Origin of the sequence: Pseudomonas sp. KCJK9111, assembly GCF_046231935.1 — a bacterium.
Lineage (GTDB): Bacteria > Pseudomonadota > Gammaproteobacteria > Pseudomonadales > Pseudomonadaceae > Aquipseudomonas > Aquipseudomonas parafulva_B.
Genome location: NZ_JBJJMO010000097.1, coordinates 1 through 11,661, shown reverse-complemented (window position 1 = coordinate 11,661; position 11,661 = coordinate 1). Strand labels below are relative to the sequence as shown.

13 protein-coding genes are annotated in these 11,661 nt (G+C 61.3%); 7 read left to right on the top strand and 6 right to left on the bottom strand.

The features are described 5' to 3' along the window. Positions 1-196, bottom strand: a 196-nt coding sequence (gene rplU, locus ACK59L_RS20675; RefSeq protein ID WP_409275737.1) for a 50S ribosomal protein L21, incomplete at its 3' end; no start/stop codon positions are given. 244 nt (positions 197-440) lie between these two features. Between rplU and ACK59L_RS20670 the strand changes: the two genes are divergently transcribed. From ACK59L_RS20670 to ACK59L_RS20660, 3 genes are all read left to right on the top strand, one after another. Beyond that, positions 441-1,409, top strand: a complete 969-nt coding sequence (locus ACK59L_RS20670) for a polyprenyl synthetase family protein (RefSeq protein WP_196135600.1) — start codon at positions 441-443, stop codon at positions 1,407-1,409. A gap of 127 nt (positions 1,410-1,536) precedes the next feature. Then, positions 1,537-1,878 carry a zinc ribbon domain-containing protein YjdM gene (locus ACK59L_RS20665; protein WP_196135601.1) on the top strand — a complete coding sequence of 114 codons (342 nt, stop codon included), beginning with the start codon at positions 1,537-1,539 and terminating at the stop codon, positions 1,876-1,878. A gap of 83 nt (positions 1,879-1,961) precedes the next feature. Further along, a complete protein-coding gene (locus ACK59L_RS20660; RefSeq protein ID WP_023533238.1) occupies positions 1,962-2,207 on the top strand; it encodes a hypothetical protein in 246 nt (81 codons plus the stop codon). A gap of 46 nt (positions 2,208-2,253) precedes the next feature. Here the strand turns inward: ACK59L_RS20660 and ACK59L_RS20655 are convergent, their stop codons facing one another. The 4 genes from ACK59L_RS20655 to ACK59L_RS20640 form a co-directional block, all read right to left on the bottom strand. After that, positions 2,254-2,871: an FKBP-type peptidyl-prolyl cis-trans isomerase gene (locus tag ACK59L_RS20655; RefSeq protein ID WP_409275734.1), complete on the bottom strand. Its 618-nt coding sequence runs from the start codon at positions 2,869-2,871 to the stop codon at positions 2,254-2,256. A gap of 121 nt (positions 2,872-2,992) precedes the next feature. After that, entirely contained in the window at positions 2,993-3,481 is a 489-nt protein-coding gene (locus ACK59L_RS20650; RefSeq protein ID WP_003247486.1) for a TIGR00645 family protein, read from the bottom strand. Between the two features lie 93 nt (positions 3,482-3,574). Further along, positions 3,575-3,913 carry a hypothetical protein gene (locus tag ACK59L_RS20645; protein WP_027915475.1) on the bottom strand — a complete coding sequence of 113 codons (339 nt, stop codon included), beginning with the start codon at positions 3,911-3,913 and terminating at the stop codon, positions 3,575-3,577. Positions 3,914-4,069: 156 nt separating this feature from the next. Beyond that, positions 4,070-6,508, bottom strand: coding sequence for a Lon protease family protein (locus ACK59L_RS20640; protein WP_058603100.1), 2,439 nt, complete (start codon positions 6,506-6,508; stop codon positions 4,070-4,072). 253 nt (positions 6,509-6,761) lie between these two features. Between ACK59L_RS20640 and ACK59L_RS20635 the strand changes: the two genes are divergently transcribed. The 4 genes from ACK59L_RS20635 to ACK59L_RS20620 all read left to right on the top strand — a co-directional run bounded on the left by ACK59L_RS20635 (position 6,762) and on the right by ACK59L_RS20620 (position 10,240). Beyond that, a complete protein-coding gene (locus tag ACK59L_RS20635; protein WP_023533283.1) occupies positions 6,762-7,250 on the top strand; it encodes a DUF3015 domain-containing protein in 489 nt (162 codons plus the stop codon). A 72-nt stretch (positions 7,251-7,322) separates the two neighbouring features. Then, positions 7,323-9,176 carry a DUF4105 domain-containing protein gene (locus ACK59L_RS20630; protein ID WP_409275731.1) on the top strand — a complete coding sequence of 618 codons (1,854 nt, stop codon included), beginning with the start codon at positions 7,323-7,325 and terminating at the stop codon, positions 9,174-9,176. A 142-nt stretch (positions 9,177-9,318) separates the two neighbouring features. Then, entirely contained in the window at positions 9,319-9,669 is a 351-nt protein-coding gene (locus ACK59L_RS20625; RefSeq protein WP_058603102.1) for a hypothetical protein, read from the top strand. A 70-nt stretch (positions 9,670-9,739) separates the two neighbouring features. Beyond that, a complete protein-coding gene (locus ACK59L_RS20620; RefSeq protein WP_058638615.1) occupies positions 9,740-10,240 on the top strand; it encodes a GreA/GreB family elongation factor in 501 nt (166 codons plus the stop codon). Positions 10,241-10,312: 72 nt separating this feature from the next. On the opposite strand, the gene gdhA is transcribed toward ACK59L_RS20620, so the two are convergent. Next, the gene (gdhA, locus tag ACK59L_RS20615) at positions 10,313-11,653 is read right to left on the bottom strand and encodes an NADP-specific glutamate dehydrogenase (RefSeq protein WP_409275739.1); all 1,341 of its coding nucleotides are present in this window, start codon (positions 11,651-11,653) and stop codon (positions 10,313-10,315) included. Positions 11,654-11,661 lie beyond the last annotated feature (8 nt).

The window sequence follows — 11,661 nt, the reverse complement described above, 5'->3', positions numbered from 1 at the left end:
AAACGACTTCGGCTACTACTTTAGCGCCAGCAACAACTGGAGCACCGATGGTGACTTCTTCACCGTTGGCGACCAGCAGAACGCGATCGAAAGTCACGGACTCGCCAGTGGCGACTTCCAGTTTCTCGACCTTGAGGAATTCACCTTCAGCGACTTTGTACTGCTTGCCGCCGGTAACGATTACTGCGTAAGACATGGTATTTCTCCGATAATCCTGCTCACCCAGCGCTTTATATGATGAGTATTGGCTGGCATGGCTGCACAGGGCTGGAACGGCCCGGCGCAATTGCGTAAGGCAGGTGCTGCCCAGGAAGTTAGGGTGCGCGATTGTACGCAACACAGGTTTTGCTTGCAAGTGCAGCGCCCGACCGACCGGCACCGTGCCTTGACACACCGGGACCCGCAACCTAGCATGCCGCGCAACCTCACTGGAGCAGCCGATGCAACCCCAAACCTTCTACCGTGCGGTGGCTGACGATTTCAGCGCCGTCGACGAGATCATCAAGAAGCAGCTGACCTCGCGCGTGCCGCTGGTATCGAAGATCGGCGACTATATCACGTCGGCCGGCGGCAAGCGCCTGCGTCCATTGCTGGTGTTGCTGTGCGGCAAGGCTCTGGGCCACCGGGGCGACGACCTGCGGCTGCTGGCGGCCACCATCGAGTTCCTGCACACCGCTACCCTGCTGCACGATGACGTGGTCGACATGTCGGGCATGCGCCGCGGCCGCTCCACGGCCAACGCCCTGTGGGGCAACGCCCCAAGCGTGCTGGTCGGTGATTTCCTCTATTCCCGTTCGTTCGAGATGATGGTCGAACTGGGGTCGATGCCGGTCATGCAGATCCTGTCCAGGGCTACCCGGGTCATTGCCGAAGGTGAAGTGCTGCAGCTGTCGCGGGTACGCGATGCCAGCACCACCGAGGACGTCTACATGGACGTCATCCGCGGCAAGACCGCCATGCTGTTCGAAGCCTCTACCCACAGTGCTGCGGCACTGGCCCAGGCCTCCGAGGCCCAGCGCGAGGCCTTGCGCATGTTCGGTGACCACCTGGGCGTGGCTTTCCAGCTGGTCGACGACCTGCTCGACTATGAAGGCGATGCCGAAGCACTGGGCAAGAACGTGGGCGACGACCTGGCCGAGGGCAAGCCCACCCTGCCCTTGATCTACACCATGCGCGAGGGCACTGCCGAGCAGGCAGCGCTGGTGCGTCAGGCCATTCAGAAAGGCGGCCTCGAAGACCTGGAGCAGATCCGTGCCGCCGTAGAGGCATCGGGTGCACTCAAGTACACCGCAGCCCTGGCGCAGGATTACGTCAAGCGCGCCATCGAGTGCCTGGAAGTGCTCCCTGCCAGCGAATACCGGGATGCGTTGGTCGAGCTCAGCCAGTTCGCGGTCGCACGCACCCACTGACGGCACGCCCTTCCCCACACGCGGTTCGTCCCCGAACCGCTACGGACTTTTGTCCGGACATAATCACTTCTGAAACCAGACCTTCTACAATGGCGGCTTTTTCCGCCTGTCTGTTCGAGGAACCGAAGTGAGTACGTTGCCACCCTGCCCCAAATGCAACTCCGAATACACCTACGAGGATGGCACGCAGCTGATCTGCCCTGAATGTGCCCACGAATGGTCGGCCAACGGCGAAGCCGAAACTGCCAATGACGACGTGGTGAAAAAAGATTCAGTCGGCAACGTGCTACAAGACGGCGATACCGTGACCGTGATCAAGGACCTGAAGGTCAAGGGCTCGTCCCTGGTGGTCAAGGTTGGCACCAAGGTCAAGAACATCCGCCTGTGCGACGGTGACCACGATATCGACTGCAAGATCGACGGCATTGGCGCGATGAAACTGAAATCGGAATTCGTGCGCAAGGTCTGATTTCACCCAGATCCGCCAATTGGTTCTTGCTATTTTGATAATAAGAATTATTCTCATTGGAAAGTTATCCAAGGAGAGTAGTCATGACTTATCTGATCGATGCCTGGCTGGACCGCCCTCATCCGTATCTGCGCATTCTTCATCGGGAGACCGGTGAAGTGTGCGCGGTGCTCGAAGCAGAGGCGCTGGACGAACTGCGCGACCAGGGCGATCTGGACCTGCGCGGGCTGAATTCGAATGAGCCGGGGGTGCTGAAGGAGCTGGTGCGCAACCTGTTTCTGTTCTGCTATGCACGGGCATTGCGCCCGGTGGGAACAGACTGGAACTGACAGTTCTAGCGAGCCGGGAAAGGGCCGCAACGCGGCCCCAGCGGTATTACAGAACGTCGAGCAGCTCGACGTCGAACACCAGCACGCTGTGCGGCGGGATGCTGCCGACGCCCTGGGCACCGTAGGCCAGTTCGCTTGGCACATACAGGCGCCACTTGCTGCCGGCGCTCATCAATTGCAGGGCTTCGGTCCAACCTGCGATCACACCACCGACCGGGAATTCGGCTGGCTGACCACGATCGTACGAGCTGTCGAACACGGTGCCGTCGATCAGGGTGCCGTGGTAGTGCACACGCACCTGGTCTTCGCGCGATGGCTTGGCGCCTTCACCTGCGCTCAGCGCTTCGTACTGCAAGCCCGAATCCAGGGTGACGATGCCGTCGCGCTTGGCGTTGTCGGCCAGGAACTGCTTGCCGGCTGCCGCTGCAGCCTCGGCCTTGGCGGCCGCCTGGGCTTGCATCACTTCACGGATAACCTGGAAGCTGGCCGACAGTTCGGCCTCGCTGACGCGGCTGTCTGCACCATTGAAGGCGTCGGTCAGGCCGGCCACGATCGCGTCCAGGCTCACACCTGGCGGCGGGTTGTCACGCAGCTGGCCACCCAGCTGACGGCCGATGCCGTAGCTGACGCGGGTTTCGTCGGTAGACAGGTTGATCTCGGACATTGTCATGCTCCACTGCAGGGCGCAGCGCAGCCACGCCCTTGATGAAAAGGGCGAGCAGCCTAGCATATCGAGAGGCACCTCGCTGCACGCGGCAGACCACCGCGCGCAGCTGAAGTTGTGGTTAGTGCTTGGTGAGCTTGTCCAGGTAACCCATGCAGAACGCCGAGACCACGAATGTCATGTGGATGATGACGTACCACATCAGGTAATCGGTGGAGATGTTCTGGGCATCCATGAACACCCGCAACAAGTGGATGGACGAAATGGCCACGATCGACGCAGCCACCTTCATCTTCAGCGAAGAGGAGTCCATCTTGCCGAGCCAGTTGAGCTTTTCCTTGCTCTCGTCGATATCCAGCTGCGAGACGAAGTTCTCATAGCCGGAAATCATCACCATGACCAACAGGCCGCCGACCAGCGACATGTCGATCAGCGACAGGATCACCAGGATCAGGTCGGCTTCGCTCAAGGCGAAGACGTTGGGCAGAACATGGACCACTTCCTGGAAGAATTTCAGCGCAAGGGCCAATAGGCCCAGGGACAGGCCGAAGTAGATGGGGGCGAGCAGCCAGCGGGAGGCATACATCGCATTTTCGAGAATACGTTCCATGGAGGATGAGGACTCGTAGGTGGCTGGAAAAAACGACCGCGAGTATAGCCAGCCGCCTCATGCAGCAAAAGCTGGATGACTGCCCCGGCCTGTTCAGGTCTCAGGATGGAACTGGTAATCGCCGAGGTTTTTGGTGCGCTCGCCGTTCATGCGCCGCAACTGCGCCTGCAAGTGCAGGCACCAGATGGGCGGGTCTTCGTTGAGCTGATACCCATGCAGGGTCAGGCTGTCGACGATGGCATTGAGCACGGACTCGGCCACTTGCGGCCCGTGAAACGGCCCCTGGGCCTTGACTGCCGAGGGTTGTTCACCGGCCATGCCGGCGGCGAACAACAATGTCCACATACCAGTATCGCCAGCCAGGGGCCGAATGCTGCATTCGATGCGGGTCACAAGGCCCAGGCACTGACGTGTAAGGCTGAGGTTGCGCATGGCCGCGTCCTCTGAAAGCTCTGTTCAGCCCTGTGAATGGGCTGTCTTCATCCTGAACACTGATAGCGTCCTTGGTTCAGCATAGAAGAGCGCCAGCAAAAGATGGAAAACCGGCGCCGAACGGTAGCCATTGGCCGCCAGCGCCGGTTTATTGACTCAAGCAGGTTTAGCTTGCGCAATTACTTCTTCAAGACGCTCCTTCTCCGCCTTTTCGATGTCTTCCTCGCTGATCATCTCGGCAATCTCGCGCAGCCGTTCGACCACGCGCGCATTGACGCTGCCTTCGGTAAACTGCCCTTTCTCGTCAGGCACACCCGCCTCCTCACCTACCAGCAGGCTCAGTGCCTCATCTGCCTGGCTGACCGCATACACGTGGAAAGTGCCGCTCTCAACCGCCTGCAGCACCCGTTCGTCGAGCATGAGCGTGGCCACGTTGGCGCGTGGAATGATCACTCCTTGCTCACCGGTCAGGCCACGGGCTTCGCAGAGCCTGAAGAAACCTTCGATCTTCTCGTTCACACCACCGACCGCCTGCACTTCTCCGAACTGGTTGATGGAACCGGTGATCGCAAAGCACTGCTTGAGCGGGGTGCGTGAAAGGGCCGAGATCAACGTGCAGGCCTCACCCAGCGAGGCGCTGTCGCCGTCCACGTAACCGTAGGATTGCTCCAGAGCGATGCTGGCCGAGATCGCCAGCGGGAATTCCTGGGCATAGCGACTGCCCAGGTAGCCGGTCAAGATCATCACCCCCTTGGAGTGGATGGGCTGGCCCAGGTTGACCTCGCGCTCGATGTCGACTATACCGCTGCCGCCCGGGTACACGGTGGCGGAGATACGCGCGGGCATGCCGAATGCCGAGTCGCCCACCTCCAGCACGGTCAGCCCGTTGCACTTGCCGATGGCCGCGCCCTGGGTGTCGATCAGGATGATGCCGGCCAGCATGTCGTCCAGCACCCGCTGCGAGACCCGCCCGGTGCGCGTCGCCTTGGCCTTGAGTGCACGTTCGATATGGCCAGCATCGGTCATTTCGTCGTTGGCCAGCTGACGGATGAAGTCGGCCTCGCTGACCAGCTGGAACAGATCGCCGATCCGGGCCGAGAGCCGTGCCTGGTTTTCAGCCAGGCGAGCGCTGTAGGTGGCCAGCCGGGCTACCGCGTCGCTGGTCAAGGGCGCCATGCCCTCCTCGTTGGTACGGGTGCGCAGCAGTTGGGCGAACTGCTCCAGGTTCTCGTCGACCATGGGCATGTCTTCGTCGAAATCCACCAGTACCCTGAACATCTCCTGGAAGTCCGGGTCGTGGTCTTGCAGCGCGTAATACAGCTGACGCGAGCCGATGATCACCAGCTTCACGTTGAGCGCAATTACCTGCGGGGTGAGGCTGACGGTTGCCACCCGGCCCAGTTCGCCCAGGGGTGACTCCATCTTGAGCTTGCGCGATTGCAGCGCGCGTTTGAGCGCATCCCAGACGAAGGGCTCGCCCAGCATCTTCTCGGCTTCCAGGATCAGGAAGCCACCGTTGGCCCGGTGCAAGGCCCCAGGACGTAACTGCCGGTAGGAGGTGTAGAGCGCGCCCTGGTCGGTGCTGTACTCGATGCGGCCGAACAGGTTGTCGTAGGTCGGATGCGGCTCGAACACCACCGGCGCCCCGCCGTCATGATGATGGCCCACGACCAGGCTGGGTGCGTACTGCTCTTCGAGCATCTTGCGCGCCACGGCGTCAGTCTTGCTGTCCTCGACCAGTTGCTCGACCACCGTGCGCAACAGGTTCAGTTGCACCGATTGCAGGTAGGCACACACAGCAGCGTTCTCGGCGTACTTTTCCGACAACGGTGCCAGCAAAGGCTCAAGCGCCAGGGTGATAGTTTCTTCGTTGAGCTGACGCAACTGGTTGTTCGATTCACGCTTCCATTGCGGGAGGCTGGCCAGCTCTTCGTTCAAACGCTCCTCGAGCAGGGCGATGTCTTCGTGAAACTGTTCGCGCACGTGCTCAGGCAACTGGGCAAACTCAGCCTCATCCAGAGCCTTGCCGTCTGCCATCGGCGTGAAGGCCACGTTGCTGGCATCGCGGTACAGGGCCACGTCCTTTTCCAGCGAAGCGCGCTCGATCACATCCAGGGCGCGGTCGTAGCGCTGGTTGAAGGCGCGGTCGATGGCGCCTTTTTTCTGCTGGTACGAGGGGTGCTCGAACACGGCCGGGAACGTCGCCAGCAAGTTGTCGATCAATCCGTTCATGTCGGCGATGAAGTCCCCGGCACTGCCCGATGGCAATTCCAGGGCTCGCGGCTCGCGGGTGTCGTCGAAGTGATTGACGTACAGCCAATCGGATGGGGTCTGCTGACGCTTGCCCTCGGCCTTGAGGTAGCGTTTGACGAACGAGAAGCGGCCGGTACCGGGCTCGCCCATGACGTATACGTTATAGCCGGGGCGCGGCATGGCCACGCCGAATTGCAGGGCCTCGACAGCACGCTCCTGGCCCAGTACGCCGCGGAACGGCTCCAGATCGTCCGTGTTGGTGAAAGCAAACTGCTCGGGAGAGAAACGCCGGGTGAGGGCTTCAGGCGCAAGACGCAGGCGCGCAGCGACAGGATCGGGCATTGGGTTTCCTTACTTCGGCGGGGCAGATACGCAGCATTCTGGCGCTGCCTGCGCGCGGGTTGCAAGGCTCCTGGGGATTTATGTCGCAGGTGCGACGGTGTCTTGTACAAGCAAATTTTTCGCAATCAGTAACGCAACCTTTGGAACATGCCTAAACTCCAACTTGCGCGGGTGGGTGAAATGCTTTCCCGACCTGGCACCCGAGTTGCCAGAAACCTGACCCTTGGTTTAAGTCAAATAGAGAATAAATGCTATGAAACGGATTCTTCTGGGTACTCTGTTCACCGTCGCTTCGCTCAACGCCATGGCCGACGCGCCAGGCGGCCCGAACTGCGGCTGGGGCAACATGCTGTTCGAAGGCCAGCGCGGCACTCCGGCACACTTCCTGGCTTCCACCACCAACGGCACTTCCGGTAACGCCACTTTCGGCATGACCTCCGGCACCAACGGCTGCTCCACCAAGTCTGCACTGACCTACGGCGGCAAATCGTGGTTCGCCATGAACGGCATGATGAACGAGCTTTCCGAAGACATGGCCATGGGTCAGGGTGAAGCACTGACCACCTACGCCGTGGTACTGGGCGTGGCACCGGAAGACCGTGCGCACTTCGCATCGGTTACCCACGACCACTTCAACCAGATCTTCAGCAGCGCCGACGTCAATGCTGAAACCGTGCACAGCAACACCCTGGCCGTTCTGAAGAACGACCCACGCCTGGCCAAGTACGCTACCGAAGCCTAAACGCGCGTTTCCCGCCCCGGTTCCGGGGCGGGTCTCTCTTTCTTCGGCATCGTCTGGAAGTAGTTGCCCGATATGCTCAAACGCCTTGCCTCTCTGGCGCTGTTGCTCTGCGCCCCTGTTCATGCTGCGCCGATGCTGGACCAAGGCCGTCTCCAGCAATTGGCCAGTACCCCCTACTGGATTGCTTTGGGCCATTACGAAACCGGCAAACTCGGTGGCTGGCGCAGCTACGTGGACGATGACGCCTTCTTCCTTGCCCAGGATGGCGCACATCACCCGGACCGTGAGCTGAAGGCGACGGTGCAGGCGCTGTATGCTCCGGCAAGCCTGGGCGACAAGCACGCCCAATGTGTATTCCCGGCCCGTACACGCTGGCTGAAAGAGCAACTTGGCCTACAGGATTTGCCGCAACCCCAGTGCCAGGAATTCAAGACCTGGTACCAGTCGATCGACCCGCACAGCGCCGCGTTGATCTTCCCGGCTGCCTACCTGAACAGCCCCTCGTCGATGTTCGGGCACACGCTGCTGCGCATCGACCAGTCCACTACCCGCAGTGACGACACCACGCTGCTCAGCTATGCGATCAACTTCGGCGCGTACATCGAAGGCAGCGACAACAGCATTCTGTATGCCTGGAAAGGGTTGGCCGGTGGCTATCCCGGGCTGTTCGCGCTGATGCCCTACCAGGAGAAACTGTCGGAATACCGCAGCCTGGAAAACCGCGACCTGTGGGAATACCAGCTGGACCTCACGCCAGAAGAAACTGGCCGCATGGTCGAGCACGTCTGGGAACTGAAACAGATTCAGTTCGACTACTTCTTCTTCGACGAAAACTGCTCCTATCGCCTGCTGGAGTTGCTGCAGGTGGCTCGGCCAGGCCTGGACCTGACCTCGCAGTTCCCGCTGACCGCCATACCAACCGACACCGTGAAGGCGGTGAAGCAATCGGGCTTGGTCGCCAGTGAAATCTACCGGCCATCACGCGAACGCGAACTGCTGGCGCGTGCTGAGCCACTGGACCATGACGAGAAACGCCAGGTGCTGGCTGTAAGCGCCGACACGGCGCAATTGCAAAGCCCCGCATTCAAGGCACTGCCCCGCGAGCGGCAGGCCTTGGTACAAGACGCCGCCTACCGCCTTGAGCGCTACCGAGCCAATGGCCAGGAGCGTGACCCCGGCCAAGCCAAGCGCAGCTTCGAATTGCTACGCGCGATCAACACCAACCCGCCGCCGCCGTTGGCCATCGAGCGCCCGGGCTTGCCCGAGGACGGTCATGATTCGCGGACCTGGCAATTGGGTGTGGGCACTCGAGAAGACCGCGCCTATGCCGAGTATGGCCTGCGCATGGCCTACCATGATCTCAACGACAACGCCTACGGCTTCCCACTGGGGGCGCAGATCGAGATCCTGCAACTGAAAGTGCGTCAGTACGAAGGCAATGACTGGCAAGTGCAACGCCTGGACCTGGCAACCATCCGTTCGCTGACACCGCGCAACGAACTGCTCAAGCCTTGGTCGTGGCAAGTGGCCGGCGGCCTTGAGCGAGTGCCGGGCAAACACGATGACGAGGTGCTGGTGAGCCACGTCAATGGTGGCGCCGGTGGCACCTGGCAGCTGGGTGATGACCTGCTGGGCTTTGCACTGGGCACGGTCCGTGTAGAACACCACAACGACTTCGCGCAGTTCATTGCGCCTGCCGCAGGTTTCAATGGCGGGCTGCTGTGGCGCAATGGGCTTGGCAACATGACGCTGGAGGCCAAGGGCGATTACTTCACCAATGGCGAGGTGCGCCGAAGCGTCAGCCTGAACCAGCAGTGGGAAATCAGCCAGAACCTGGGGCTGCGCCTGAGTGCCTCGCGTCAGTTCAGCCACCTGTCCACGGCGCAGAACGAGGTGATGCTGGAAGTGAAGTGGTATCACTATTGATGGGCTGGTCTGTTGCGAAAGCGTTCATGTTTACGGCGATATTGCGGCCTGTGGCCTCCTCAACCCTTCTTTGACACGGTTTTGACAGCACGCCCACAAGTGGCCTTCTAGACTTTACCCGGACGGCGTGAGGGCAAGGTCTATGGGGCGGTTCTGGTTGGGTCTGTGCGTGGCGATGCTGCTGTCGGGGTGCGAAACGACTCACGAGCAGATGCTTGGGCAGGGGTATCCCCCTGCCTACGCCGATGGCTTCGAGGACGGGTGCAGCAGTGGCCGTCAGGCCGCGGGTGTACCAGCAGGTGATTTTCGCAAGAACGTGCCGCGCTATCTTCAAGAACGGCAGTACGAGTCTGGCTGGGACGATGGCTTTCGCCAATGCCAGGCCATGCAGGAGCGCGCCGAACAGCAGCGCTACCACGAGCGTTTCTGGGACGAACGGGACCGTCAGTGGCAGCAGGAGAAAGACCGCGGCGCCGCCCGCGCCTGGCGCTGAAGGTGTCGCAGGTGGACATCGCTTGAAACCCCGCCCCTGCCATGATGGTCTTCTGCACAAGGAGGCACTCATGAGCCGAGCATTCGTCAACGAAGACCAAGCCGCCGCCCAGGCCGACCAACCGGTCGAGCGGCGTGTCAGCGACCAGCGTAATTACGTCACCGCCAACGGCCTGCGCCAGCTGCAACGGCGCCTGACCGAACTCAATACGTTGCGCAGTGAATTGCAGGCCCAGGGCGAGCGTGCCGACAAACAGCGGTTGGCCGAAGTCGAGCGGGATCTGCGCTATTTCGCCGCCAGGGTGCAAAGTGCCCAGGTGGTACCGGCAGCCCTGTCCACCGAAAAAGTGCAGATAGGCAGCCGCGTCAGGTTCATTGACGATCAGGACCAGGAACACCTGGTGTGCCTGGTTGGGGAAGATGAGGCTGACGCGGCACGTGGCCTGATCAACTGGGGATCACCCCTGGGCAGGGCCTTGCTGGGCGCAGCCCCGGGAGATGAAGTGACATGGCGCCGGCCTGTCGGTGAACAGGCCATCGAGATCATCGAGATCGAAGCGGCGGGCCAATAGCCCACCGCAGCCGGCCCGGCGAGGCCGCTCAATACCCGAGTAGCCGGCGATGGGCTGCCAAGCCTCACCCAATCAGACGACCCCCTGGGCCAGCATTGCATCAGCCACCTTCACGAAGCCCGCAATGTTGGCCCCTTTCACATAGTTGACCCGGCCATCTTCCTCCTCACCAAAGTGAACGCAGGCGTGGTGAATCGACTGCATGATGCCATGCAGCTTGCTGTCCACTTCGCCGGCAGTCCACAGCAAGCGCATGGCGTTCTGCGACATTTCCAGGCCCGACACCGCAACGCCACCGGCGTTGGACGCCTTGCCGGGCGCATAGAGGATGCCCGCCTCGAGGAAGATGTCCACAGCCGCCAGGGTCGTCGGCATGTTGGCGCCTTCTGCAACGCAGATACAGCCGTTGGCCAACAGCGCCTTGGCATCCTCGATGTCCAGTTCGTTCTGCGTCGCGCATGGCAGCGCGATGTCGCAGGCCAGGCTCCACGGCGTCTGGCCCTTGCAGAACTCCAGGCCGAACTCCCCGGCCAGCTCGCTGATGCGGCCGCGCTTGATGTTCTTGAGGGTCATCACCGCTTCCCACTGCGCGTCGGTGAGGCCCGCTTCGGCGTACAACGTGCCTTCGGAATCGGACAGCGAGATCACCTTGCCCCCCAGGTCCATGACCTTGCGCGCCGCATACTGCGCGACGTTGCCCGAACCCGAGATCGCCACGCGGCGACCGTCGATGCGCTGGCCCTGGCGCTTGAGCATCTCCTCGGCAAAATACACACAGCCATAGCCCGTGGCCTCCGGACGAATCAGGCTGCCGCCATAGGTCATGCCCTTACCGGTCAGCACGGAGGTGAACTGGTTGGCCAGACGCTTGTACTGACCGAACATGTACCCAATCTCACGGGCGCCTACCCCGATATCCCCGGCCGGTACATCGCAGTCGGCGCCGATGTGACGGTACAACTCGCTCATGAAGGCCTGGCAGAAGCGCATCACTTCGGCGTCGCTCTTGCCCTTGGGATCGAAGTCAGACCCACCCTTGCCACCGCCCATGGGCAGTGAGGTCAGGGAATTCTTGAAGACCTGCTCGAATGCCAGGAATTTCAGAACACTGAGGTTCACCGAAGGATGGAAGCGCAGGCCGCCTTTGTAAGGGCCAATGGCGCTGTTCATCTGGATACGGTAACCGCGATTGACCTGGACCTTGCCCTGATCGTCCACCCACGACACCCGGAACAGCACTGCACGCTCAGGCTCGACCATGCGCTCTAGAATGCCCGCTTGCAGGTAGTGCGGGTTGGCTTCCAGAAAGGGCCACAAGGTGCGCAGCACCTCTTCGACAGCCTGGTGAAACTCCGGTTGGCCAGGGTCCCGCTGTTGCAGGCGTGCAAGGAAATTGTCGACGGATTCGATCATGGTAGACG